The following is a 25,968-nucleotide window of genomic DNA, read 5'->3' on the forward strand; positions in this document are numbered from 1 at the left end:
CGAAAAATGTTAACGATTATCAATGGTTTCTGGGTAAATATCATGGTTCATCAAACGATAAGTAGCCATTTCTTCATACTTGGTATTTGGACGTCCGTAATTATAATAAGGGTCAATGGAAATACCACCGCGTGGTGTAAATTTGCCCCAGACTTCCAGATAGCGCGGCTGGAGCAGTTCGACCAAGTCTTTGCCGATGGTATTGATGCAGTTTTCGTGGAAATCTCCGTGGTTGCGGTAGCTGAAAAGGTAGAGCTTAAGCGATTTGGATTCAACACATTTTTTATCTGGGATATAAGATAGATAAATAGTTGCGAAATCAGGCTGCCCAGTTATAGGACACAAAGATGTGAATTCCGGACAGTTGAATTTGATGAAGTAATCATTATCCTGATGACGATTGTCAAAAGCTTCTAAAATATGAGGATCATAATCAAAATCGTAGGTCGTTTTTTGCTTTCCTAATAGGGTTAAGTCTTTCATTTCTTCTTGTGACATCTTGTTTTCCTTTCTAAACACCGCGTTTATTATCGTAGACGAGAGTGTGCAGTTGCGGCAACACTCGGACATTGCCCCAAGAATTATCTTGGGCAACGCGCATCCATAGGTTTTTAAGTCTTGTCAGCTGGTGCTGGACAATATCGCCGGAAGCCTTGGGTTCAGGGTTTCCGGCAGATAAATAGAGAACATCTGGCTGATAGCGTTCTTGAATCATTTTAGCAAAATCCAGATCAGCTTCATCAAAGATGGGAATCTTATAGGCGACCTTTTGAGGATCTAACTGGGAGACAATAAAATCCAATGTTTCAAAATGGACATCCATTTTGCTGGAAGGAGGCTTAGGACTTAGAGTTACTTGGTCAATGTCCTTTAGCCAGCTCTGCCAGCGCGAACCTTGTGTCTCAACAGCCAGTGTCACCTGCCGATCCTTTAATTTAGTTACAAGTTCCTCCATGTTAGCTGCCAAAAGGCAGGGATTGCCTCCAGAGAGCGTAACATAATCATAATGCCCCAATTTATCCAGTTCATCAATAACTTGGTCGCTGGTCATCATCGTTGGTTTTTCAGAGCCGTCCCAAGTAAAGGCAGAGTCGCACCAGTCGCAATGATAGTCACAGCCGCCTGTACGAACGAACATGGTCTTTTGACCGATGGATCGGCCTTCTCCTTGAAAGGTAGGACCAAAGATTTCTAAAATAGGTAATTTTAACAGATGCTGTTTTTTCATGCTTGCAAATCCCATTCTTTTCTAAATTCGGCGTAGGCTGACGGTGTTTCATAGAGACGGACAGATTCCATTTGCAAACCGTGCTCATCAGGCAAGGCCTTTTCAACCGTTTTATAAATCCAATAAACCATATTTTCAGCTGTTGTATTCATATAGGGCAGACTTTCGTTGAGATAGGCATGATCCAAATGAGGTTCTAATAAATTTTGATAAATAGTTTTCAAGTCGCCAAAGTCATAAACCATGCCTTTGTCATCTAAAAAACCGCTGACAGCAATTTGTAAATGATATGTGTGTCCATGTAAAGCTTTGCATTTCCCTTCATAGCTGAAAAGGTGATGAGCGGCATCAAAGGTAAATTCTTTGGAAACGAGAACACGTCTAGGACAGTAAATGAGTGATTCTCCCGTTTCTTTTTTAATTTCTTTGGGTGCAAAAAACATTAGTTTTTCTCCTTCTGAGCAAGATATTTATCCAGTCCTGTTTGGCGCAGATGACAAGCAGGACATTGTCCGCAGCCTGCACCGCGGATGCCATTGTAGCAAGTCAGTGTTTTCTCACGGACATAGTCGAATTTGCCGAGACTATCCGCTAAAGCCCAGGTCTCAGACTTATCTAACCACATTAGAGGAGTTTGAATGACGAACTCATAATCCATGGCGAGATTTAAAGTCACATTGAGAGATTTGACGAAAACATCACGACAGTCAGGGTAGCCTGAAAAATCTGTTTGGCAAACCCCGGTGATAATATCTGTTATATGGCGCTGTTTAGCAAGGACTGCAGCAAAGGAAAGAAAGAGATGATTTCTGCCATCAACAAAAGTATTGGGGACTTCGCCGTTTTTGGCTTCTATATCGATATCAGAAGTGAGGGCGTTTTCTGTTATTTGTCCCAACAAAGACATATCGAGAATATGGTGCTTTACTCCTTGTTCAGCAGCGATTTCTTTAGCGACTGCTAATTCCTGGCTGTGACGCTGACCATAGGCAAAAGTAACTGTTTCAACATGCTCGTAGTGCTGCAGTGCCCAAAAAAGGCAGGTGGTAGAATCTTGACCGCCGCTAAAAACGACGAGGGCTGATTGACGTTTCATGATAACTCCTTTAATTAAGATACAAAGAGCGTTAGCGAGCAAAGTCAAAATAGGAGGTTCGACCAAGAATCACAGGACTCTAGGAGAAGCTGTCTTTTTGACATAGCTCGCAGCTCGTGTTCAGTTACATAGATACAAAGGGCCTTGGCCTTAAGAAAGCGAGAAGAAAATAAGAGACTGATGTCAGGCACTTTTACGCAATTGCATAGAAAAAAGACGAGACAAAACTCCGTAAAAACCATTAGCGGAATTTTGTCTCGCCCCTTTTAGATGCTGGCAAGACAGCCGCCTGTTAAGGCAGGTAATCTTTGTCAGCTATATTGATGCAAGACTTTCAAAGCAGCTTAAACTAAATATACTCTTTGAAACGACTGTCTGGTTTTTTTTACGGATGGCTTTTCCCAAACATCCTTATTTAACTCTTCAATATGGTAACATGGAAAGTCGGTAAAATCAAGTTTTTTTAGATGAATGCAGAGGAGATGCTGTCAATAATAAAATTCCCAAGGACAAGCAAGCAGTAAAAAAATAGTTCTCATAGAAACTTTTTTCTTGACAATAATTTTAGAAGTCATTATAATGGCTTCCATGAGAACTATTAGATGGTTTTCAAAAAGAATGAGGTGTTTTCATGAAAGAGCCTTTCGATTTGTTTAGAGATTTTATCAATACAGTGGAAACAACAGTCCAGGAGTTGGCTAAAGAAAATAACATTGAACATTTGGGAGGGCCTCAGGGACATACAGTTAGTTATCTTTTTAAGAATCAAGATAAAGAAATTTTTATTAAGGATATTGAGGAAAGACTGCACATTTCAAAGTCAGTTGCCAGCAATCTCATCAAGAGAATGGAGAAAAACGGCTTTATTTCCATCATTCCCTCTCAAAAAGATAAGCGCTGCAAACAAATTATTTTGACACCTTTAGGCCTTAATAAGGCAGGGGACATTATCACCTTTCATAAAAAAATCCATGAGCAGCTGCTGAAAGGTATTGATAAAGCAGATCTTGTGACTGCTCGCAGGGTTTTTGAACAAATTAAACAAAATTTAGAAAAATAGGAGCAACACATGTTTAAGATATTTAAACGATTAAATGCCAAAGAATGGGGTATGATTCTCCTTAGTACAGCTTTTATTTGCTTAGCTGTTTGGATGGATTTAAAAACACCAGAGTATATGTCTGATATTACGACCTTGCTGCAAACCAAGGGAACTACTGCTTCAGATATTATGAAGCCGGGGTCTAAAATGCTCATATTCTCCTTTGGCAGTTTTTTGATGGCAGTTTTCGTTGGTTTTTTAGCAGCAAGAACAGCTGCCGGTTTTACAACACGCCTGCGTTCGGACATTTTCAATCAGGTGATGGATTATTCGGATGCTGAAATCAAGAAATTTTCCATTCCTAGTCTTTTGACGCGAACCACCAACGATCTGACCCAGCTGCAGATAATGATTACCATGGGGATGCAGGTAGTGACCCGCGGTCCTATTATGGCTGTTTGGGCACTGACTAAAATTTGGGGCAAGAGTGATGAGTGGACCGGTGCAGTCGGAGTAGCTGTGCTTATTGTTTTGATTTTGCTGTCTGTCTTAATGTTTGTTGCTTTTCCAAGACAGCGCAAGGTACAAGGCCTGACAGATGCCCTTAACTCAACGACGCGTGAATCTTTGAGCGGTGTTCGTGTTGTACGTGCCTACAATGCAGAAGATTATCAGGAAAATAAATTTAAGGAAGAAAATAAAAATCTGACCAAACTAAATTTATTTGTCTACCGTCTCATGTCACTGATGAATCCGGTCATGACAGTCGTTTCAAGCGGTCTGACACTGGCTATCTATTGGATTGGTTCTTATTTGATTGATGATATTAGCATTCCAAGGACCAGTATGACTGCGGCGGCAGCAGCAGTTAAGGATCGGATCACTGTTTTCAGCGATATGGTTGTTTTCTCATCTTATGCCATGCAGATTGTCATCGGCTTTATGATGATGGTTGCTATCTTCATTATTTTGCCGCGTGCCCTTGTCTCTGCCAAGCGGATCAACGAAGTCCTGGCACTTGAGTCATCGATACAGTTCAAGAAAACTTCTAAGAAAACTAACGGTCAAAAAGGGGAAATTGAATTTCACGATGTTTCTTTCCGTTACAACAAGAATTCCCGCGCTGTGATAGAGCATATTTCTTTTAAAGCAAAAGCCGGCGAAACGGTTGCTTTTATTGGTTCGACAGGTTCCGGAAAATCAACTTTGATCAATCTGATTCCGCGTTTTTACGATGCTACAGAGGGCTGGATTAAGGTTGACGGTGTTAAGATTCAGGATTACAGCCACGATGATTTAAATAAGAAAGTCGGCTATATTCCGCAAAAAGCAGTGCTTTTTAGTGGCACCATTCGCTCAAATATGGAATTTGGCGAAAGCAGCCAAACACCGCTGGATGATGCTAAAATTTGGGAGGCGCTTGAACTGGCTCAGGCTAAAGATTTTGTCGAAAATAAGGAAAAAGGACTTGATACAGAAGTAGCACAGGGCGGAACTAATTTTTCCGGCGGACAGAAACAGCGCTTGGCAATTGCGCGTGCTCTTGCCCGCAAACCTGAGATTCTTATTTTTGATGATTCCTTCTCAGCACTTGATTATAAGACCGATAGAATTCTGCGTGCTGAGCTGAGGAAGAAAACTAGGGATATGACTAAATTAATCGTTGCTCAGCGAATTTCAACCATTATGAATGCCGATCAAATTTTAGTTTTAGATCAAGGGAAGGTTGTCGGTCAGGGAACTCATAAAGAGCTCTTGGCTAATAATGAGATTTATCAGGAAATTGCTTATTCACAATTATCTAAGGAGGAGTTAGAAAATGGACAATAAAAAGAAATCATTATTAAGTCAGATGGCTCCTTATCTTAAAGGGTATAAGGCCTTATTTGCTCTTGCTGTTGTTTTTACAATTGCTTCAAGTACGATTACGGTTATTGGGCCTGACCGACTTAAGGAAATGACCGATACGGTGACCAAGGGCCTTGCAGGCAAGATTGATCTGGATAAAATTGCTGAAATTGCCTTTACTCTGGCACTAATGTATATTGGCGGAGCTCTGGTTTCTTATGCTGCAAGCTTTATTGTATCAACCTTGATTCAAAAATTCTCGCAGCGTCTGCGCAATGCTATTGCCCATAAAATCAACAAGGTACCGCTTAAGTACTTTGACAGCCACTCACAAGGAGACACCTTATCTCGCGTGACCAATGATGTGGATTTGATGACCCAATCATTTAACCAAAGTTTGGTTTCAATGGTAGCAGCTGTCGTCCTTTTAATCGGTTCCATTTTTATGATGATCAAGACAAACGGCGCTCTGGCCGCAACAGCCATTTTATCTGTCTTTGCAGGTTTTGCTCTGTCAAGCATCATCATGGTTAAAAGCCAGCCGCTCTTTAAACGTCAGCAAAAGAATCTGGCTAATGTCAGTGGCTATGTTGAAGAGATTTATTCCGGACACAATGTCGTTTCTAGCTATAATGCGCGCCGGCAAAGCAAGGAGCAGTTTGAAGTCTTAAATAACCAGTTGTTTTCTAGTATGTGGAAGTCACAGTTCTTCTCTGGAATCATGATGCCCTTGATGCAGTTCATTGGTAATTTTGGCTATGTTATGGTCTGTATCGTAGGAGCCCGCATGGCGTTAAACGGCGATGTGACTATGGGAACTATCGTTGCTTTCATGACTTATGTCCGCATCTTTACTCAGCCTATTTCACAAATCGCACAGGGTATCACCCAGCTTCAGTCAGCCAATGCTGCCATGGGGCGCGTTTTTGAATTTCTGAATGAAGAAGAGATGGAAGCAGAAGATCACAAGCAAAGACAGCTTGATACCGTTAAAGGAGATGTTAGCTTTGACAATGTCTTCTTTGGCTATCAGCCGGATAAAACCATTATCCATGATTTTTCAGCCCATGCAAAAGCCGGACAGAAAGTGGCTATTGTCGGTCCGACAGGTGCTGGTAAAACAACCATCGTCAATCTGCTGATGCGCTTTTATGAAGTTGATAAGGGCAGCATTTCCATCGATGGTGTCAATGTGCACGACATGAAGCGTGAAGAGGTGCATGATGCCTTTGCTATGGTTCTTCAGGATACCTGGCTTTTCGAGGGAACTGTTAAGGAAAATCTGATTTACAATCAGGAACACATTACAGAGGAGCAAGTCATTGCAGCAGCTAAAGCTGTCGGTGTTCACCATTTCATCAAAACACTGCCTGAGGGTTATGATACTGTTTTAGACGATTCGGTAACCTTATCCATTGGTCAAAAGCAGCTCTTGACGATTGCGCGGGCTCTGCTCAAAGATTCACCGCTGCTTATTCTTGACGAAGCAACATCATCTGTTGATACCAGAACAGAAGAGCTGATTCAAAAAGCGATGGATAAGCTGATGGAAGGCAGAACCTCCTTCGTCATTGCTCACCGCCTCTCAACTATTCGCAATGCGGATCTCATTCTTGTAATGAAAGACGGCAACATTATTGAGCAAGGCAATCACGATGATCTTATGGCTCAAGATGGCTTCTATGCTGATCTTTACAACAGCCAGTTCACGGAAGAAGATGACGCAGCTTAATTTAATTAAGAGTGCTGAGACAGCTCGTCTCAGTATTTTTTTCTATCCAATAAAATGTTTGAAAGTTTGTTAAAGCAGAGCCTTTTAAAAAGTGATGGCATTTATAATCAAATAGTTAGATAAAAGCTAAAAATTATTTTACAATAAGAGCAAGAAAAAAGGAGGCTATGCTTATGGCAACATTTCATGGGGAAACAATCACATTAGCAGGAACCAAACTGCAGGTCGGTGATACAGCACCGGATTTTGTGTTGACAGATACGGATTTGTCTAAAAAGACTTTAGCGGATTTTGCCGGCAAGAAAAAGGTTATCAGCGTTGTTCCGTCCATTGATACCGGGGTCTGCGATGCTCAGACCCGCCGTTTTAATCAGGAATTGGCAGACGCTGACAATACTGTTGTCATTACGGTATCTGTTGATTTACCTTTTGCCCAAGCGCGCTGGTGCGGCGCGGCTGGTTTAGATGATGTGGTGACTCTGTCAGATTACTATGACCATTCATTTGGCAAGGCTTATGGTTTACTGATTAATGAACTGCATTTGCTTGGACGAGCTGTTTTCGTTCTTGATGCGAACAATAAAATTACCTATCTTGAATATTTAGATGAAATGGGCAATCATCCTAATTATGAAGCTGCTCTGGCGGCTGTTAAAGCAGTTAAATAAGCTAATAGAAAAGGCACAGCGGCCGTCAAGAGAGTTGGATAATTGTATATCGGAGGCTGGGCAAAAACTCGTCCAATATTCCTGCTTTGGAATAGGCTCTTGACGCAGTGGTTGGGAGTAAGACTTGTTGGCTATGCAACTTAGTCTTACCCCTGCATAGTTCATTGGGTGCTTTAGCACCAATGAACCACTGCTGGCTGGCTTTTCTTTTGCCACAAGGCCAAAGCAGAAAACCTAAACAAATGTGATGAACAGCGTTCATCTTATTTCCAACCTCAAAAGATCCCCCAGACCTTTTGAGCTGTGCGGGGTGGGTTGAAAAGGTCTGGGAGACCTTTTTAATCGGGAAATGAAGCTTGCAAAGCAAGTGTCAAAAACGGTCTGGGGAGAGACCGTTTCAGGTCACCGCCTAGAAATTAGGAAGTGGTGAGAACCAAAATTTTCAATTTTTGGGTTGATCCCACTCCTTTTTTGTGCTATGACAGCCCCTAAAGTGGATAGTGAAAGCTATCTACTTTCTTTTTCTTTGTAATCATTAGTAAGTGAATGTCGTGAACGACCCCAAATATGTCGTGAATGGGAAAAATGCCTCTTAATTTCTCACTAAAATGACCATTCACGATCTATTTGATACCATTCACGACAATCGCCACACAAACGTATTAAAATAAGTTATACTATGAGTGTTTCTTGGCCAAGGAACAAAATCAAAAAAATGAAAAAGGAGTTTAGTTATGAATACACAAGTATTTGAACAATTTGAAGTAATGGACAATGAAGCACTTTCAACTGTTGAAGGTGGAGGCCGTGGATGGGACTGTGCAGCTGGCATTGCACTAGGTGCCGGCCAAGGTTACATGACTACCGCGGGAGGAACGGCATTTCTTGGGCCATACGCTATTGGTACCGGGGTCTTTGGCGCTTTAATTGGAGGTGCCGGAGGAGCAATGACTTCCTGCGGTTAATTAATGATGCATTACAATAAGATTTATGAAGGAAAAGCACAAAAGCAGATTTCGCTGCTTTTCCTTCCTTTTGTTTATTTCTATTGATATGAAAACTTCTTTTGGGAGATAAGGAGAAAAGATATGTTCGAGAAAGAAAGTCAGAAATTGAAGTTATTGAGATTGTTAACAGCTCAGCTGATTGCTGTCTGCCTGCTGATTATGCTTTTGACACAGGCTATTTTTAAGTCTCCTCTGCTTGTTCAGATTTGCTTTTTAATCATCACTTTTTGTACGGCGGCATTGAATTATTATTTTGTCAAAGAAATCAGAAAGGCTGCCCCAAAAGAAACTTCTGTTTCCGCAGTTGCTCATCAGCTCATCTTTGCTGCCGTCTTTTTGTTGTTAACCGTTTTAAGCGGCTATAAGGCTATTCATGTAAAAGCAGTTTATAGCATCATTATTTTTTCAACTATTGCTGTCATCAGTTTTATTCTTTTTATCCTTTTGTTATGGGGAATAAAATATGTCAGACAGGCCCAACAGTCTTCAAAAGGTTCTGACGATTAATCAATGATAGATCAAAACTTACCATTGCTCGTATGGTAAGTTTTTTAGTGTTTACTCCAGATAACGAATATATCAAAATTTCAAAGTCAGTTTTTTCATCGAAACGATATGAGATCTTAGGCAATATCTTCTAATGTTAGAAATTTAGAATGTCATTTGATAAAATAAGGTTTCTTTAATCTTCTATGATATAATAGAGCAAGTAAGCAAAAAGGATGAATGATGTCACAAGAAACAATTTATGGGAAGTATGAAGCTTATTTGCCTCAAATTTTAGAGGATTTGAGCCGAAAAATTCAAGCCGAAAACCAGCGTGTAAAGGCAGAAACTGGATTTAAACTGTTTGAGCATTTCCTTGCACGGGTTAAAACCAATGACAGCATGATCGAAAAATGCCAGCGTAAAAATCTTCCGGTAACAACGGAATCTGCCCTAAAAGAAATCCGTGATGCCATTGGCATTCGTATTATCTGCGGTTTTGTTGATGATATTTATAAAACAGTTGCTATCCTTAAAAAAATGGATGGTATCAGCGTTTACAATGAAAAAGATTATATTGATCAGGCTAAGCCTAATGGCTATCGCTCTTATCATTTGATTTTGGAAATAAAGACGCCCTTTGAGGATTGTTTAGGCCAGAAGCCGGGAAACTATTTTGTGGAAGTTCAGTTAAGGACCATAGCTATGGATTCTTGGGCTAGTTTGGAACACCAAATGAAGTATAAACATAATATTAAGAATCCTGAACGTATTGTTAAAGAACTAAAGCGCTGCGCGGACGAGCTGGCTTCTTGTGATCTCTCCATGCAGACTATCCGAAATTTAATTGCAGAAAGCGGTGAGTGAAATGTCTTTGAGTATTTTACTGGCAGAAGATGAGGAACAGCTGTCACGTGTTTATACAGCAGCTCTAGAGCATCAGGGCTATCGGGTTGATCAAGTTTATAACGGACAGGATGCTGTGAAAAAAGCAAACGACAATGTCTATGATGTTTTTATTTTGGATATTATGATGCCAGTAAAAACCGGTCTGGAAGCCTTACGTGAAATCCGTGCCAACGGAGACAGCACCCATGCGATTATGCTGACGGCTATGTCGGAAATAGAAGACAAGGTGACTGGCTTGGAAGCAGGTGCAGATGATTATTTAACCAAGCCTATTTCGCTCAAAGAACTTTTGGCTCGTATGGCTTCCTTGGAGCGGCGTTTGGACAGCTTTACTGATAAAATTCTAACCTTGGGCAGTGTCAAACTTGATATTGCTCAGCAGGAAATGGCAGCCAGCAATTCTATCCGTTTAGCAGGAAAAGAATCCAAATTAATGGCTTTTTTCATGCTTAATCCCAATAAATCTTTATCGACCAGAGAAATTTTCCAGCATGTTTGGGCTAAGGATGACGATCCTGAAATAGATGAGGGCTATGTCTTTATCTATGTTTCCTATCTCAGACAAAAGCTCAAATCCATTAAAGCGAATCTTGCTATCCTAGGGAAAGAAAATGGAGATTTCACTCTCGTGGAAACGGCAGGTGATGATTATGCTTCGTAAGATTAGATTTCGTTTTATCTTAATTTCTTCCCTTGCTATTCTAGGGATTTTGTTATCTTTTATCATTATTTTCAACTCGGTTCGCTATGTTCAAAATAACGGGGAGATTGAATCTGTCTTGCGCGTCCTGTCCAAAAATGGCGGTGAATTTCCGAAACCTGATGACATTAATAAGGATCCGGAAGGAAGAAATCTATCAGGAACTATTATCAATCAGTATCAATATTATAGCTTTGTTATTAAAAATAAAAGGGAAATAACTTCTTTTAATATACAGCATATTCCTGATTTGACTAAAGAAGAGATTAGAGATTATATGGGAAATATTAATCTAAGCAGTCAAAAGATAGGTTATTTTAGGAGGAATCGTCATTTTTACGCTTACAAAGTGACAAGTCTCAAACAAAAGAGCAGGCAGTTGGTTGTTGTTTTAGATGCTACGCGTTTCGTTGATGATCGGTCAGAATTGATTGCTCTTTCTATTAGAATGTCATTTTATAGCCTCATTCTTTTTGTTCTTATTGTTTCTGTCTTTTCGGGCTTCGCTATTAAACCTTATGTTGAGAATTATGAGAAACAAAAGCGTTTCATTACAAATGCTGGACATGAATTAAAAACACCCTTATCTATTATTTCGGCTAATAATGAGCTGCAGGAACTGACAACCGGCGAGACAGAATGGACTAAAAGCACTAAAGATCAAGTCGAACGCTTAACACTTTTAATCAATCGGCTAGTAAGTCTAGCCAGACTGGAAGAACAGCCAGATCTTGTTCTTGAAAGGGTTGATTTTTCAAAAATTGCGCAGGATGCAGCAGAAGCTTTTAAAGCTCCTATTATTAAAGACGGGAAAACGTTTGAGATGGCCATTGATTCTAATATCCATGTCAAGGCTGAAGAAAAATCTCTATTTGAACTAGTTACCCTTTTGGTGGATAATGCTAATAAGTACTGTGATGACGGCGGAAAAGTGAGTGTTAAACTCAGCAAAACCAGCAGCTTTAAAAAGGCAAAGCTAGAAGTTTCAAATACCTTTAAAGAAGGTGCGAAAATTGATTACAGCCGTTTCTTCGACCGTTTTTATCGGGAAGATGAATCTCACAATAATCAAACATCCGGTTACGGTATTGGACTGTCAATGGCGCAGAGCATTGTTAACATCTTCAAAGGGAAAATTTCTGTTTCCTATAAGAATGACATCATTACTTTTAAGGTAGTGCTCTAATGTTAGAATATAAAAAATGAGGTTGGGCAAAAAGTCCAACCTCATTAATATTAATTAGAGTTCGTTTTAACATCATAAGGCAGTGGTTGGGAGAAACTCTGTTAGCTTTAGCTAACCTAGAGTTTCCCCTGCACAGTTCATTAGGCACTTTAGTGCCAATGAGCCACTGTTGAATGGCAGTTTCGTTCGCGTTTTACGCTCTTTAGCTGACCGATTCAACTGTGCGGGGGTGGGAGTGAATCGGTCTGGGGAGAGACCGTTTCAGGTCACCGCCTAGAAATTAGGGAGCGGTGAGAACCAAAATTTTCAATTTTTGGGTTGATCCCACTCCCATTTTGAGTCTGTTAGAAAAGATAGAGTACAGCCGTGATAATAGCTAGGCCGCCCTGTGTCAGTAAAATTTTAGGATTGCTGCTGTAAGCACCGTATGCAGCCACTAAAATAATATAAACTAAAATTGGCAAGATAAGCGATGCATTAAAAATCAGTCCGTAAAGCAATCCCAGACCCAGAAGACCATTGTAAATCCCTTGATTTTTAAATAGTGTATCAATTTCTTTTTCAGCTAATTTTTCTTGACTCATTCCAAAGACTTGAGCTGTCTTAGCAGACTGTGTGGCTAAAGTTTCCAAATACATAATGTAGAAAAATTCCAAAGCAATTAAAATAACCAAAATACTCTTAATGATTGACATGCTTGCCTCCTAATAGTAATGCTTTAGTATTATAAAATTTATTGCCGGACTTTGCAAGAAATTGGATTGTTTTTGAGGCCTTTATAGATTTGCAGCATTTGGAGTTTGGGTTAGAGAGTGTTTTGGCGGTATTGTTTCAGACTTTCCTTGACAGCCTTGATAAATTCCTGAGTAATGGAAGTGTCTTGCTTGCGATTATTGCTAACAAAGCCCAGAGTATGGATATGACTGTCCTTGAGAGGAACAAGGACGATTTGATCCTTAATAAAACTGTTAACAAGTCCCAAGCCAGAAGCATAGGCATCTGATCCGCAAAGAATATTCATGATGGTGCCGCGGTCATTGCTGTAAAAAACAGACTGATTTTCTGGAGTATCAAGGGTATCTTCATCAAAATTAAGTCCGGAAGTTTCTTGTCGGAAACGGACCTGCTTATAATCTTTTAATTGCGCTTTTTCAATGACCTTTTGTTTAGCAAGCGGATGGTCTTTTCTAAGGAAAATCCGTGTTGGAAAATCCCCCAGAGCTGTAAAGGTAAGATCATTTTGCTTAAAATAGCGTTCTAAAATGTGGCGGTTGTCATCATTAAGATAAAGAATTCCCAAGTCACTTTCAAAAGTGAGAACGCTCTCCAGAATTTTTTTGGTTGTTGTCTCAATCAGGTGGAAATGCTGATAGTTATGCTTAAAACTTTCAGCGATATCCAGCAGCGGCATTGCCAAAAAATCATAATGATGAGAAGTAATTGTGAAGCTATTCTTATAGTTATCCTGATAACGCTGTTTTAAAAGATCAATTTCTCCCAAAATGCGTTTGGCGTATTTAAGAAAATCATAGCCGTCATCTGTTAAACGAGTCCCTGTGTTGGAACGAATAAAGAGCTGAACACCTAATTCAATTTCTAATTCTTTGATGGAGGAGGAAAGATTAGGCTGAGTGACATAAAGTTTTTTAGCAGCTTCGCTGAAAGAACCAGTCTCAGCAATAGCTTCAACATAGCGACATTGTTGAAAATTCATAATAATCTCCTTCTTCCTGAAACTTTTCTGACATTATAACAAAAAAGTCCTTAGAAAATCTGCAAAAAACTGATAGAAAAAAATAAAGAGCTGATAAATTTTTCTTATAGCCTGTTATTATTTCTTTTTTTGCTAGCAATGCTTCTAAACTGTCATAACTAAAATTTATAGCAGTCCATAAAAAAGATAGATTATGCAAGGTGTCAGAGAGGTGGTAGGATAAAGTCATATCACGATTTAAGGAGATGGGCTTATGACAAACAGTAAAAAAGAATGGGTCTTAAGGGCTTTCAGAGGTGAAGAAGTAAATAAAGTTCCTGTAGGTTTTTGGTATCATTTCTTGCCAGAAGAGGAATTAGGACAGGGTCTTGATAATCCTGAGCTTTTTAAGAAGAATCTTCAAGGACATCAACAATTCATTAAAGAAGTAGAGCCTGATTTTATCAAATTGATGAGTGATGGTTTTTTCACATATCCGAATGAATTGATTCATAAAGGTCTTACTTCGGTTCAAGAATTGGCTAATATTTCTTCTATTGGTGAAGATCATCCTTGGTTTGATCAACAGGTGGAACTGGTTAAAGCAATTAAGAAGAGCTTCACTGAAGATATCGTAGCAATTTATAACATCTTTGCTCCAGTAACCTATCTTAAGTGGCAATTATCTGGTCAAGTAGCTCATGGTGATGACATCATTGCTCAATTTTTGCAAGAAGATGCCCAAACTTTAAAAAAAGTTTTGAATGTGATTGCTGGAGATATTGCTATCTTGACTAAAAAGGTCATTGCTGAAGCTGGTATTGAAGGTATTTATCTCAGTGTACAATCCATCCAAGATAGCAGAGTAAATTCTGAAGATTATAGTAACTATATTGCTCCTAGTGATTTGGCTATCATTGAAGCTGCTCATCAAGTGCGTGGTTTAACAGTTCTCCACATCTGCGGTTATGAGGGAGCAAGCAATGATATAAAACTCTTCAAAGATTATCCAGCTCAAGTCTTTAATTGGGCTGTTGGTCCAGAAGGTATTAGTTTGGCTCAAGGCCGTAAACTTTTTAATGGAAAAACTGTTTTAGGGGGATTTGTTAATACTGAGAACGGCATTCTCTATAAGGGCAGTAAGGAAGAAATTCAAGAGGAAGTAAAGAAATTATTGCAAGAATCTGGTCCGTTAGCTACGGTTATAGGTGCAGATTGTACTATTCCAAGTGATATTGCCACTGAGCGCATTGCTTGGGTCAAAGAAGCAGTAATTTCGTAAGATAAGAAAGGGAGATTATTACATGGCTAAGAAAAAATGGATTATTGCAGGAGGAATATTGGTACTCCTTGTTGGCGGAACAATTATTGGGCGCCAATTGGCGGGAAATGGTGCTACAGGTGGAAAAGTGACGACTTTAAAGGTGGCTCATACTCAAAATTATGTTCCCTATGATTATGTCAATGATAAGGGTGAAAATACTGGTTATGAAGTGGAAGTCTTGAAGGCTATTGATAAAAAGTTACCTGATTATAAATTTAAATATACAGGAACCAGCGATGAGGATTTACTCATTGGTCTTGAATCGGGTAAGTATGATATTGGAACCAAGGGGGCTTGGTATACAAAAGAGCGTGCTAAAAAATTTATCATTCCCAAAGATGCTATTGGTGCTAGTGTCATCGGTTTTACTATTAGAAAAGATGAGGAAAAGACGGTTACTGATATTGATTCTTTTGCGAAATCAGGTGGAAAACTTGTTCCGATTTCTCCGCAAAATGCCCAGTGGAATGTTATTGAAGATTATAATAAAAAACACAGTGACGCTCCAATTGATTTGAAATCGGCAGAAAGTTTTACAGTGGCAGATGCTTATGCATGGGTTTTAGAAGGTCGTTACGATGCTTATTTTGATATTAAGTTATCCTTTAAACAGGCTGTTAAGGACAAGGATGGGGCCTACCATAAGTATGCCGATAAACTAACTTGGATTCCTTATAAAGGAATTGAAACATATCCATTGGTTCATCGCAGTAAGGCTAATCAAAAATTTGTCAAGGCTTACAATAAGGCTATTAAAGAATTGAAGAAGGATGGAACTTTAGCAAAACTGTCTAAAAAGTATTTTGGAGAAGATGTCTTTAATTATGTTACAAAATAGGAGGTTAGTATGGTTTCTTATACACCAACTTATGTTTTTAAATTTTTACCGACTATTTTAAATGCTCTTCCTTTAACACTATGGGTTATCTTTTTAACAGTTCTTTTGGGCTCTTTGCTAGGAGCAGGACTTGCTTGGGCGCAACTGAATTCTGCAAGTGATGGCTGGGTAGCTTTTGCTAAGGCATATGTTTTTATTTTAAGATGCACGCCACCGATTGTTTTGCTGTTTATGGTTTTTTATGGTTTGCCAGAATTCTTGACTTGGTGGCTTCATTTGGATGTTGATGATTGGTCACGGACTGTTTTTGTGGTTGTTACCATGATACTGTTATTTGCAGCTTCTATTTCTGAAGTTTTTAAAGCTGCCTATTTGGCTGTACCTAAAGGACAATTAGAGGCTGGTCTCAGTATTGGCTTAACTGGTTTTCAAACTTTTGTTCGTATTCTTTTACCACAGGCTTTTAAGATTGCCTTGCCTAATATAACGACTGCCATTTTAAATTTGATGAAAGATGCGGCTTTGGCTTATACGATTGGCCTCGTAGATGTTATGGGAGCAGGAAATTTAATCATTAGTCGAAATTTGGGAAATTACTCTTTGGAAACTTATACAGCAGTTGCGCTTATTTATTGGGGAATTGCCTTGATTTTATCCTTAGTATCGCATTTCATGGAATATAGTCTTAGTAAAGGAAATGCTTAGGAGGGGTTATGGATTTTTCTTATATTTTTCATACATTTTTTCTTTCCTTAAAAGGTGTTCCTGTGACCTTAGCTATTATGATAGTTTCTATATTGTTGAGTTTTTTACCTGCTTTGTTTTTGGCTTTGGGGAGAATTTACAAGGTAAAAGGTGTGACGACTTTTTCGATTATCTATCTAGCCTTTATTAGAGCAACTCCGCCTATTCTTTTAATTCTCTTTTTTTATAGCCTTCTACCCAGTGTTTTGAATACTATTTTAAAATCAAGTGGACTAGATATTTTTAAGCTTAATCCTATTTATTATGCTTTTATTATCTTTAGTCTCATGACAACAGGAAGTTTATCAGAAATTTTACGTTCTGCTATTTTAACGGTTAATAAAGGGCAATTAGAAGCAGCACAATCTATCGGTTTAACAACGACACAAGGCTATCTTAGAATTGTCTTTCCGCAAGCTTTGAAATCTGCTCTTCCCAATCTTTGTAATCTAGTCATCAATATTGTTAAGGGAACGTCTCTTGTTTTTGTCATGACGGTTAAGGATATTACAGCGATAGCTAAAGTTGAAGCAGCACATGGTTATCAATATTTCGAATCTTATCTTGTGATTTTCATTATTTACATTATTATCTGCGGTTTGATTCAATGGGCTTTTTCAGTTTTAGAAAAGCATTTTGCTTAAGGAGAATACATGTTAGAAATTAAAAATTTATCAAAACAATTTGGGGACAAGCTTGTCCTTGAAAATGTTAATTTAACTGTCAATAAGGGTGATGTCGTCGTTATCTTGGGTCCTAGTGGCTCAGGGAAAACAACCTTTTTGCGCTGTCTTAATCACTTGGAAAAAGCAGACCAAGGACATTTAACTTTAGATGGACAAACCTATGATTTAGCAACACTTAATCGTAAAGAAATATTGACCATTAGGCAAAAGACAGCCTTTGTTTTTCAACATTATAATCTCTTTGCTAATAAGACAGCTTTGGAGAATATTTTGGAAGGTCTGGTCACTGCAAGAAAAATTCCAAAAGAGCAGGCTATTAAAATTGCAGAGCAAGCACTTGAAAAAGTAGGGTTACTGACTTATAAGGATTATTATCCTAGTCAATTATCAGGTGGCCAGCAACAAAGAATCGGTATTGCCCGTGCTATTGCAGTCAAGCCGGATCTTATCTTTTTCGATGAGCCAACATCAGCACTTGACCCTGAATTGATTGGCGATGTTTTAGGTGTCATGAAACAGTTGGCTGAGGAAGGTGTTACCATGATTGTGGTCACGCATGAAATGAGCTTTGCCAAAGATGTTGCCAATCATGTTATTTTTATGGATGGTGGACATATTATTGAAGAAGCAGCACCAAAGGAATTTTTCTCAAAACCTAAAGAAGATAGGACTCGTCGCTTTTTAGCTCGGATTCTATCTGATGATAGTTATTCAGTAAATTATATATTGTGATCCAACTTTCTTGTTGGATTTTTTTATAAGATGAACTATAACTAAAATTTATAGCAGTCCATAAAAAAGATAGATTATGCAAGGTGTTAGAGAGGTGATAAGATTAAGAGAAACTTATTATGTTTATGAAGGAGATGATCTTATGAAGAAAAAAGTAATTATTCTAATAACAACTTTAATGATTTTAGGTTCAGTTTTTTTCTCTTTCTTTAACCGACAGCAGTCCCCAAAGGTAGCAGCTGAAAAGAAAAGAACGACAATTGTTGCCGCGACTGGCGGTGAACCTAAACCCTTTACCTTTGTGAAGAATGATAAATTGACGGGGCACAACATTGAATTATTAAAGGCTATTTTTAAAAAATTACCTCAATATCAATTAAAAATTGAAAAAACAAAATTTGAGTCTATTTTTTCCGGCCTTAAGTCAGATCGCTATCAGATTGGTGTTAATAATTTTGCCAAAAATGCTGAGCGGGAAAAGAATTATCTTTTTACAGATCCGATTTTTCAAAACTCCTATGTGGTTATTTTTAAGAGCAAGAGCCAGCTTTCTAAAAAAGTGACCTCTTGGTCAGATTTGAAGAATTTATCTACGGTTGGCTCTACAGGAGTTAATACAACTACCGCCATTGAGGAATATAATAAAAACCATACTGACGGAAAGATAGATTTTCATTATTCAGCAGAAGATTTAGCTTCACAGCTGCGCTCTATTGAAAGCGGCAAATATGACTTTTTATTGATGGATAAACCGATGTTTAAATACTATCAAAAAGAATTCAACTTTAAACTTGAAAGCAAGTCTGTTTCTGGCTCTCTTGAAAAAGAACTTTTGGCAGAACCTTATAGTTATCTCATTGTTTCAAAAGGCAATGAAAAACTTGTCAAGGATATCAATAAAGCCTTGAAGCAAGTCGTTAAAGATGGTACTTCTAAGAAGATTAATGAAAAATATTTTGGAGAAGATTATTCTCCAACTTATAAGTAGGATGACAAACTATGACTTTTAAATACACAATTGAAACAGATCCCAATCAGGTTGACTACAAGCAGGTGACAAGGGTTTTAGAGAAGGCTGGACTGATTAGCGAACCTAATGAAAAAAAGCAAGAACAGGCCTTTAAAAACAGTGATATTACTATTTTTGTTCAGGACGGTGGTAAGGTTATTGGGGTAGGCCGAGCATTAACCGATTTTATATCTCAGGGTGTCATTTATAATATTGCCGTTGATCCGGACTATCAAAAACAGCATGTAGGTCATATGATAATAACTTATTTGCTTGACCAACTAAAAGGTTTGAATGTTATTCTCTATACCCATCCCCAGACGCTTACTCTTTATGAAAAGTATGGTTTCAGGCGCAGTAAAACAGCCTTTGCACATTTTGAACATGGAAATGCAGAAGATTTGCAGTGGATGGAAGAAGAAGGCTTTTTTCTACCGGAAGGCTATCGCTTTGACAGCGAGAAAGGACGTTACTAAATGATAAAAAAAGTGTTCAAATTTCTTTTTCTTTACAAGACAGCAGATGAACATTATTATGCCCGTCATTTGGCCAGCTTGCAGCTAAGCGGCTGTCTTTTAGAAGATATTTCATCGCTTTTAACTGAGAGTTATTTAGGGGGTAAGTGATGACAACAGAATTTGTAAGGCAAGAAGTGGATTACAAAGGCCGTTTTCGCAGACAGAAAACGCGTTTTGTAACTCCTTTTGGAGAAGGGGAAGATGAACTTCCTGTTGAGAAGAACCGCTATCGTTTAATCGTTTCTTATGCCTGTCCTTGGGCTCACCGTCAGCTGATTGCTCTTAAATTACTAGGGCTTGAAGATGTCATCAGCATCGGCGTTGTTGATCCTGTGCGTCCGACAGATGTTAAGCGGACAGACTGGGCCTTTACCTTGGATAAGGGAAATGTAGATCCTGTGTTAGGAATTCACTATCTCAGTGATATTTATTTAAAAACAGATCCTGCTTATCAAGGTCGTTTTACGGTTCCTGCTGTAATTGATTTACAGACAGGCAAAGTTGTTAATAATGATTTTTTAAATCTTCTCTACTATTGGGAGACCAAGTGGACAGCCTTTCATAAGGCAGGTACACCTGATCTTTATCCTAAATCTCATCGTCAAGAAATCAATGCTCTTAATGACCTTATTTTTAAAGACATTAACAATGGAGTCTACAAAGCAGGTTTTGCTGCCAGTCAGGAAGCTTATGAAGAGGCCTATGACGCTTTGTTTGAACGCCTGGATCAATTGGAAGAACGTTTAAATCATTCCCGCTATTTGTTTGGCGATCGGATAACAGATTCGGATATTCGTCTGTACGTGACCTTAGTGCGTTTTGATGCAGCCTATTACGGTGGTTTTCGCACTAATCGCAACCGTCTCATTGATTTTCCTAATTTATGGGCTTATGCTCGCGACCTTTACCAGCAGCCTGCTTTTAAAGAGACGACGAAATTTGACCATATAAAAAAACATTATCATTTGAGTGCCATTGACAATCCGCATCAGATTCTTCCCAAGGGTCCTGATGAATTGGTATGGCTGCAGCCTCATGACAGGGCTGTCAGAATTTATAAACAGAAAGAGGAAAAAGATGTCAGATATTAAAAAGAAAATAAAAGCAGTTAATCTGAAACGCCGACCTGTTGAAACGAAGACTGAAATTGATAAAAACGGTGCCTTTCAGCGCCAGCCTAACCGCTTTACCAGAGCTTTTGGGGATGGTCCTGATGAACTGAAGGCGGTAGCTGGTAAATACCGTCTGTTCTGGGCAAAGGGCTGTCATTGGTCCAATCGTGCCTCAATTGTTCGTGAGCTGCTGGGTTTGCAAGATACCATTTCTATTAATCTTGTCGGTCATACAGACGATCCGAGGCGCCGTCAATACGGCTGGGAATTCGTCTATGATAAAGACGGTAGAGATCCGGTAACTGGTGCTGAATACTTGGCTGAATTTTACTATCGTGCTGATCCAGATTACACTGGTCGAACGACTGTGCCTGCTTTGATCGATCTGGATACTTATGAAGTAGTCAATAATGATTATCATCGACTGACCAATTATTTTGAAGTAGCTTTTAAGCCTTTTCAAAAACCAGATGCTCCAGACCTCTATCCTCAAGAACTCAGGCATGATATCGACCATTTTAATGACAATGTCCTTTTCCCTTATGTTAATAACGGAACCTACCGTATGATGTTTGCCCAATCTTTGGAGGCTTATAATGAGGCTTTTGAACAGTTTTATGACACATTGGATATTATTGAGAAACGTCTGATGACGCAGCGCTTTTTATTTGGTGATTATGTGACAGATTCTGATGTTCGGCTCTTTGTCACTCTGACACGTTTTGACACGCATTATTACCGCAATCTTGGTCCCATCAAGCGCCGTATCATTGATTATCCCAATATTTGGGGCTATGCTAGGGATTTATATGAGATTCCGGCTTTTAAAAACAACACTTATTTTCATGAGATTGCGCGTGGCTGGGATACAAAAAAAGAAAAACTCTTTGTTGATTTTAATTCCCGTTTTGCTGACAGCATTGATTTCGATGCTCTCTGGTCAAGTCCGCAAAACCGTAAACTTTTATCCAAGACACCAGAACAGAAATTCTTGATTCATTAAATAAAAAAAGGTCGGTCATAACATTTTCCGATCTTTTTTAGGGTCGCTTTTTTCTCATTTTTATATTAAAATAAAAAGGTAATAGATTGCATAATCACAGGCGAAAGGGAGTTTAAAAGTGACTGAAAAATCTGTAAAAGTCAAATCTTATGCTAATATTGCTATTATTAAGTATTGGGGAAAGGCAAATGCTGAAAAGATGATTCCCTCTACCAGCAGTATTTCTTTGACGCTTGAAAACATGTATACTGAGACCAAGCTGTCACTTTTGCCAGATGCGGATGCTGATGCCTTTTACATTGATGGTCTTTTACAAAATGAAGCAGAGCATGCTAAGATGAGCAGAATTTTAGATTATTTTCGAAAAGATCAGCCGCTTTTTGTAAAAATAGAAAGCTCTAACAATATGCCGACAGCCGCTGGTCTCTCATCAAGTTCCAGCGGTTTGTCAGCCCTTGTGAAGGCAGCTAACATCCTTTTTAAAGGGGAGCTCAGCCCAAGTGAGTTGGCTCAACTAGCAAAATTTGCCTCTGGCTCTTCTTCCCGCTCATTCTTTGGCCCTGTGGCTGCCTGGGATAAGGATTCTGGGGAGATCTATAAGGTTAAGACAGATTTAAATCTGGCTATGATTATGCTGATTTTGGATGACCGTAAAAAACCAATTTCCAGCCGTGATGGCATGAAACGCTGTTCAGAAACTTCCAGTAATTTTAAAGACTGGGTTGCCCAGTCTGAACAAGATTATGCCAACATGCTGACTTATCTTGAAACTAATGATTTTGAGAAGGTAGGAGAGCTGACCGAGCGCAATGCTCTTGCTATGCATGCAACGACTGAGAGTGCAGAGCCCTCTTTTTCTTATTTGACAGACAAGTCCTATAAGGCCATGGAAAAAGTCAGAGCTCTTCGGCAGCAGGGAGAAAGGTGCTATTTTACTATGGATGCAGGATCAAATGTCAAAGTCCTGTGTTTGGAAGAAGATTTAGAGCATTTGGCTGCTTTGCTGGCTGAGGACTATCAGATTATCAAGTCTAAAACAAAGGAACTCTAACATGGGTGATGTTATTCAGGTACAGACAGGCGGTAAACTTTATATCGCTGGTGAATATGCTGTTTTAACTCCCAAACAGTCAGCTATTATTAAAAATATCCCTATCTATATGACAGCCAGCATAAAACCAGCCAATCAGATTTCTATCTGGTCTGATATGTTTGACTATCGCGCAGGGATGGCAGCAGATGTTAATTACACACTGATTCAGGAAACAATCGCTGTTTGGGCTGCTTTTTTGGGTAAGGATGTAGCTGATTTAAGACCTTTTACTCTAGATATTACCGGCAAAATGGAGCGCAGTGGTATCAAATTCGGTATCGGCTCCAGCGGCAGCGTGACTGTTTTGACCTTGAAAGCTTTAGCGGCCTTTTACCATGTGAAACTATCCAGAGACACTCTCTTTAAATTAGCCTCTTATACATTGATTAAGCGCGGTGATAACGGTTCTATGGGAGATCTCGCCTGTATTGCATATGATGATTTGATTTTATTTACTGCCTTTGATCGCAGGCGGGTGCGTACTTGGATTGAAAGTTATGATTTAAAGGCCATTTTGGCGAAGGATTGGGGCTACGGTATTGAAATCATTAAACCGGCTCTTTCTTGTGACTTTCTAGTAGGATGGACTAAGGAAGCAGCCATTTCACGCGACATGATTAATTTAGTTAAATCAGCAGTTACAGATGATTTTCTTATGCAGACTCAAAAAGCCGTTCTTCGGCTAAAGCTCGCTTTAGAAGCAGGAGTAAAATGTGATGTCAAAGCAGAAATTGAAAATGTCTCCGGCCTGCTGGCTGCACTTAGTCCTGCCATTTACAGTGATAAGTTAAAGGAACTGAAGGCAGCCAGCCAAGGACTTGATGCTGCTGCTAAATCATCCGGATCAGGCGGCGGTGACTGCGGAATTGCTCTGTCGTTTAAGGAAAAAGACAGTCAGACCTTAATAGAGCGCTGGCAGACAAACGGAATCGAATTGCTTTACCAAGAAAAATTATAGGAGAACGCATGGCGAACAGAAAAGATGATCATATCAAATATGCCCTTAAATATAGGTCCCCTTATAATAGTTTTGATGATATGGAGCTTGTTCATCATTCTCTGCCTGATTATGACCTGAATGAAATTGATTTAAGCACACATTTTGCAGGTCGGGATTTTGAATTTCCTTTTTATATTAATGCCATGACAGGCGGCAGCAATAAAGCGAAGGTTGTTAACCGCAAACTTGCTCAAGTAGCTGAAGCCACAGGGATTGTTATGGTTACAGGATCCTACAGCGCAGCACTCAAAAATGAAAATGATACCTCTTATCCTAGCCACCAAGAATTTCCAGGCCTGCTTTTGGCAGCTAATATTGGCCTTGATAAACCAGTAGCCGCAGCTCTGCAGACAGTTGAAAGAGTGAATCCGCTTTTTTTGCAGGTTCATGTCAATCTCATGCAGGAACTTCTTATGCCGGAAGGAGAGCGCGAATTTCGCTGCTGGAAATCTAATCTTTCCGCTTATGTCAGAGACATCTCTGTACCGCTTATTCTTAAGGAAGTCGGCTTTGGCATGGATGTTAAAACAATTGAAACAGCAGCAGAACTAGGCTTTAAGACCTTTGATATTTCCGGCCGCGGCGGCACCAGTTTTGCTTATATTGAAAATGAGCGCGGAGGCAACCGTTCCTACCTCAATGAATGGGGGCAGACCACCCTTCAAGCACTACTAAATGCTCAGCCTTTGATGAGCCAAGTGGAAATTTTAGCATCGGGCGGTATCAGACATCCTTTAGACATGGTGAAATGCCTTGTTTTAGGTGCCAAAGCCGTTGGTTTGTCGCGGACGGTTTTAGAACTGGTTGAAAGCTATCCAATCGAAAAAGCCATTGACATTGTCAACGGCTGGAAAGAGGATTTGCGGCTGATTATGTGTGCTCTTAATTGTAAAACGGTTGAAGATTTGACAAAAGTTGATTATATCTTGTATGGCAACTTAAAAGATGCCATACAATTCAAAAATCCAAGGAATTAGAGAAAAAAAGCAAAAAGTGAGTGACATTTAAGTTTTCACTCACTTTTGTTTTACAGCATACAGTAGACGATAGCGATATACTGCAAAGCCGAAGCTAAAAGAATAAAGAGATGCCATATCATATGAAAATAGGGCTTCTTTTTGGCATAGAAGAAAGCACCGACTGTGTAAGAAAGTCCGCCGCCCAGCATCAAAAGCCAAAAGGTTAAGCCAGTCTTGCTGATGATGACCGGAATGATAAAGATAACCAGCCAGCCCATCAGTAAATAAAGGAAGAGACTGAACTTGTCATTAATCTTTTTAGCAAAAATTTTGTATAAGATACCAAAAATAGTTGTTCCCCACTGCAAAATAATAATAAGATAGCCCAGCCAGCCGCTGACCAGAGACAGAGCTACTGGCGTATAAGATCCTGCAATAGCGATATAAATCATGCTGTGGTCAATAATGCGCAGGATATATTTTTGCGGCGAGTCATACTGCATGGAATGATAGACAGTTGACGATAGGAACATTAAAAAGAGACTAATGATAAAGATAGACATGCCGACTGCAGCCTTTATACCATAAGATTGATAGCTGTAAATAGCAGTAATGGGCAGCAAAACGAGCATTATAGCAGCACCGACAGCATGGGTGACGCTGTTGGCGACCTCTTCGCCAAAACTTAGTTGTTTGCTTAATTTAAGTGTTTGAGCCGGACTCATCTGTACCACCTCTTTTCAATTCTAAAACAAGCTGATGTGTCTGATGATAGAGTTTCAGTGTCTGACAGGCAGAAATAATAACTGCCGGAACATCCTCTATACTGTCATCGTTCATGCAGGCAACAAAGTGATTGTAACTGGTTTCTGACTGATGGTTAGCTGTCAGTATTTCCAATGTTTGACTGATTTCCTGAATGGCAAAGACATTTTTCAAACTGGTTATGACAATCAAACGAGCCAGCTGTTTGCGGCTGTATTTTTTCTTGACAGGTTTGTCAATGTGCCCATGTTTGACATAATTATTAATCATAGCCGCCGTCAGTCCTTTGTCATTTTGCGATGGAGAGAAGCTGGCTATCTGATTGACATACAAGAGAACCTGATCAAGATATAGATCTAGCTCGGGCAGCTCTTTCCATTGAGGGTAGGAATAAGTCATAAATTATCACCTTCAGTTAATCTGGTTTTCATGACTAGATTATATAATTATACGAAATTATTGTCAAGCAAAAACTGCAGCTCTCTAAAAATAATGTAGATTAGAAAAAAACAGTGCAGGCCGCTGACAGCAGTTAGTTTCTTATTAAAGAGACAAAAGGCTAGGACAAAAGTCCTGCCTCCTTTAACTAT

At 39.2% G+C, this 25,968-nt stretch carries 30 protein-coding genes; 22 read left to right on the top strand and 8 right to left on the bottom strand.

Going from position 1 to position 25,968, the window contains the following annotated elements; translation table 11 throughout:
• Positions 1-9 precede the first annotated feature (9 nt).
• Genes queF through queC form a run of 4 tightly spaced genes read right to left on the bottom strand, consistent with a single transcriptional unit; the run spans position 10 to position 2,324 of the window.
• Positions 10-498, bottom strand: a complete 489-nt coding sequence (gene queF, locus SRA_RS04335) for a preQ(1) synthase (RefSeq protein WP_003088057.1) — start codon at positions 496-498, stop codon at positions 10-12.
• Positions 499-511: 13 nt separating this feature from the next.
• Positions 512-1,228: a 7-carboxy-7-deazaguanine synthase QueE gene (gene queE, locus SRA_RS04340; RefSeq protein ID WP_003088059.1), complete on the bottom strand. Its 717-nt coding sequence runs from the start codon at positions 1,226-1,228 to the stop codon at positions 512-514.
• Entirely contained in the window at positions 1,225-1,671 is a 447-nt protein-coding gene (gene queD, locus SRA_RS04345) for a 6-carboxytetrahydropterin synthase QueD (RefSeq protein WP_003088062.1), read from the bottom strand. Before queD ends, queE begins: the two co-directional genes overlap by 4 nt.
• Positions 1,671-2,324, bottom strand: coding sequence for a 7-cyano-7-deazaguanine synthase QueC (gene queC / locus SRA_RS04350; RefSeq protein ID WP_003088064.1), 654 nt, complete (start codon positions 2,322-2,324; stop codon positions 1,671-1,673). The genes queD and queC overlap by 1 nt, the downstream gene beginning before the upstream one ends.
• Positions 2,325-2,955: 631 nt before the next feature.
• Here queC and SRA_RS04355 point away from each other — a divergent pair.
• From SRA_RS04355 to SRA_RS04400, 9 genes are all read left to right on the top strand, one after another.
• Positions 2,956-3,384, top strand: a complete 429-nt coding sequence (locus SRA_RS04355) for a MarR family winged helix-turn-helix transcriptional regulator (protein WP_003088066.1) — start codon at positions 2,956-2,958, stop codon at positions 3,382-3,384.
• Between the two features lie 9 nt (positions 3,385-3,393).
• The gene (locus SRA_RS04360; RefSeq protein WP_003088067.1) at positions 3,394-5,196 is read left to right on the top strand and encodes an ABC transporter ATP-binding protein; all 1,803 of its coding nucleotides are present in this window, start codon (positions 3,394-3,396) and stop codon (positions 5,194-5,196) included.
• Positions 5,186-6,946: an ABC transporter ATP-binding protein gene (locus SRA_RS04365; protein WP_003088069.1), complete on the top strand. Its 1,761-nt coding sequence runs from the start codon at positions 5,186-5,188 to the stop codon at positions 6,944-6,946. Before SRA_RS04360 ends, SRA_RS04365 begins: the two co-directional genes overlap by 11 nt.
• A 173-nt stretch (positions 6,947-7,119) precedes the next feature.
• Positions 7,120-7,614 (top strand): thiol peroxidase, encoded by a 495-nt coding sequence (gene tpx, locus SRA_RS04370; RefSeq protein WP_003088071.1) that lies wholly within the window; start codon positions 7,120-7,122, stop codon positions 7,612-7,614.
• Between the two features lie 734 nt (positions 7,615-8,348).
• The gene (locus tag SRA_RS04380; protein ID WP_003088075.1) at positions 8,349-8,579 is read left to right on the top strand and encodes a Blp family class II bacteriocin; all 231 of its coding nucleotides are present in this window, start codon (positions 8,349-8,351) and stop codon (positions 8,577-8,579) included.
• A gap of 123 nt (positions 8,580-8,702) precedes the next feature.
• Complete coding sequence (locus SRA_RS04385) at positions 8,703-9,128, top strand: hypothetical protein (protein WP_003088076.1); 426 nt, start codon at positions 8,703-8,705, stop codon at positions 9,126-9,128.
• Between the two features lie 222 nt (positions 9,129-9,350).
• Positions 9,351-9,974: a GTP pyrophosphokinase gene (locus tag SRA_RS04390; RefSeq protein WP_003088077.1), complete on the top strand. Its 624-nt coding sequence runs from the start codon at positions 9,351-9,353 to the stop codon at positions 9,972-9,974.
• 1 nt (position 9,975) lies between these two features.
• Positions 9,976-10,677 carry a response regulator transcription factor gene (locus SRA_RS04395; protein ID WP_003088078.1) on the top strand — a complete coding sequence of 234 codons (702 nt, stop codon included), beginning with the start codon at positions 9,976-9,978 and terminating at the stop codon, positions 10,675-10,677.
• Positions 10,667-11,902: a sensor histidine kinase gene (locus tag SRA_RS04400; protein WP_174267028.1), complete on the top strand. Its 1,236-nt coding sequence runs from the start codon at positions 10,667-10,669 to the stop codon at positions 11,900-11,902. The genes SRA_RS04395 and SRA_RS04400 overlap by 11 nt, the downstream gene beginning before the upstream one ends.
• A 344-nt stretch (positions 11,903-12,246) precedes the next feature.
• On the opposite strand, the gene SRA_RS04405 is transcribed toward SRA_RS04400, so the two are convergent.
• Positions 12,247-12,597: a DUF1304 domain-containing protein gene (locus tag SRA_RS04405; protein ID WP_003088080.1), complete on the bottom strand. Its 351-nt coding sequence runs from the start codon at positions 12,595-12,597 to the stop codon at positions 12,247-12,249.
• A gap of 110 nt (positions 12,598-12,707) precedes the next feature.
• On the bottom strand, positions 12,708-13,616 hold the full coding sequence (locus SRA_RS04410) for a LysR family transcriptional regulator (RefSeq protein WP_003088081.1): 909 nt from the start codon (positions 13,614-13,616) through the stop codon (positions 12,708-12,710).
• Between the two features lie 253 nt (positions 13,617-13,869).
• Here SRA_RS04410 and SRA_RS04415 point away from each other — a divergent pair, with 253 nt between their 5' ends.
• The 13 genes from SRA_RS04415 to fni all read left to right on the top strand — a co-directional run bounded on the left by SRA_RS04415 (position 13,870) and on the right by fni (position 24,631).
• Positions 13,870-14,877, top strand: coding sequence for a uroporphyrinogen decarboxylase family protein (locus tag SRA_RS04415; RefSeq protein ID WP_003088083.1), 1,008 nt, complete (start codon positions 13,870-13,872; stop codon positions 14,875-14,877).
• Between the two features lie 22 nt (positions 14,878-14,899).
• Complete coding sequence (locus SRA_RS04420) at positions 14,900-15,757, top strand: amino acid ABC transporter substrate-binding protein (protein ID WP_003088084.1); 858 nt, start codon at positions 14,900-14,902, stop codon at positions 15,755-15,757.
• A gap of 9 nt (positions 15,758-15,766) precedes the next feature.
• Positions 15,767-16,462, top strand: a complete 696-nt coding sequence (locus SRA_RS04425) for an amino acid ABC transporter permease (protein ID WP_003088086.1) — start codon at positions 15,767-15,769, stop codon at positions 16,460-16,462.
• 8 nt (positions 16,463-16,470) lie between these two features.
• The gene (locus SRA_RS04430; RefSeq protein ID WP_003088088.1) at positions 16,471-17,145 is read left to right on the top strand and encodes an amino acid ABC transporter permease; all 675 of its coding nucleotides are present in this window, start codon (positions 16,471-16,473) and stop codon (positions 17,143-17,145) included.
• Positions 17,146-17,154: 9 nt separating this feature from the next.
• Positions 17,155-17,919, top strand: coding sequence for an amino acid ABC transporter ATP-binding protein (locus SRA_RS04435; protein ID WP_003088090.1), 765 nt, complete (start codon positions 17,155-17,157; stop codon positions 17,917-17,919).
• A 142-nt stretch (positions 17,920-18,061) separates the two neighbouring features.
• Positions 18,062-18,907, top strand: coding sequence for a transporter substrate-binding domain-containing protein (locus SRA_RS04440; RefSeq protein WP_003088093.1), 846 nt, complete (start codon positions 18,062-18,064; stop codon positions 18,905-18,907).
• A gap of 11 nt (positions 18,908-18,918) precedes the next feature.
• Positions 18,919-19,404 (top strand): GNAT family N-acetyltransferase, encoded by a 486-nt coding sequence (locus SRA_RS04445; RefSeq protein ID WP_003088095.1) that lies wholly within the window; start codon positions 18,919-18,921, stop codon positions 19,402-19,404.
• A complete protein-coding gene (locus SRA_RS10185; RefSeq protein WP_003088097.1) occupies positions 19,405-19,554 on the top strand; it encodes a hypothetical protein in 150 nt (49 codons plus the stop codon).
• Positions 19,554-20,537: a glutathione S-transferase family protein gene (locus SRA_RS04450; RefSeq protein WP_003088099.1), complete on the top strand. Its 984-nt coding sequence runs from the start codon at positions 19,554-19,556 to the stop codon at positions 20,535-20,537. The genes SRA_RS10185 and SRA_RS04450 overlap by 1 nt, the downstream gene beginning before the upstream one ends.
• On the top strand, positions 20,524-21,561 hold the full coding sequence (locus tag SRA_RS04455; protein ID WP_003088101.1) for a glutathione S-transferase C-terminal domain-containing protein: 1,038 nt from the start codon (positions 20,524-20,526) through the stop codon (positions 21,559-21,561). The genes SRA_RS04450 and SRA_RS04455 overlap by 14 nt, the downstream gene beginning before the upstream one ends.
• Before the next feature lie 118 nt (positions 21,562-21,679).
• Complete coding sequence (gene mvaD / locus SRA_RS04460; RefSeq protein WP_003088103.1) at positions 21,680-22,612, top strand: diphosphomevalonate decarboxylase; 933 nt, start codon at positions 21,680-21,682, stop codon at positions 22,610-22,612.
• A gap of 1 nt (position 22,613) precedes the next feature.
• A complete protein-coding gene (locus tag SRA_RS04465; protein ID WP_003088111.1) occupies positions 22,614-23,612 on the top strand; it encodes a phosphomevalonate kinase in 999 nt (332 codons plus the stop codon).
• A gap of 8 nt (positions 23,613-23,620) precedes the next feature.
• On the top strand, positions 23,621-24,631 hold the full coding sequence (fni, locus tag SRA_RS04470) for a type 2 isopentenyl-diphosphate Delta-isomerase (RefSeq protein WP_003088115.1): 1,011 nt from the start codon (positions 23,621-23,623) through the stop codon (positions 24,629-24,631).
• Between the two features lie 50 nt (positions 24,632-24,681).
• Here the strand turns inward: fni and trhA are convergent, their stop codons facing one another.
• Both trhA and SRA_RS04480 read right to left on the bottom strand, forming a co-directional pair.
• Positions 24,682-25,338 (bottom strand): PAQR family membrane homeostasis protein TrhA, encoded by a 657-nt coding sequence (gene trhA, locus SRA_RS04475; RefSeq protein ID WP_003088118.1) that lies wholly within the window; start codon positions 25,336-25,338, stop codon positions 24,682-24,684.
• Complete coding sequence (locus SRA_RS04480) at positions 25,316-25,777, bottom strand: DUF1836 domain-containing protein (protein WP_003088121.1); 462 nt, start codon at positions 25,775-25,777, stop codon at positions 25,316-25,318. Before SRA_RS04480 ends, trhA begins: the two co-directional genes overlap by 23 nt.
• Positions 25,778-25,968 lie beyond the last annotated feature (191 nt).

Source organism: Streptococcus ratti FA-1 = DSM 20564 (assembly GCF_000286075.1).
GTDB lineage: Bacteria > Bacillota > Bacilli > Lactobacillales > Streptococcaceae > Streptococcus > Streptococcus ratti.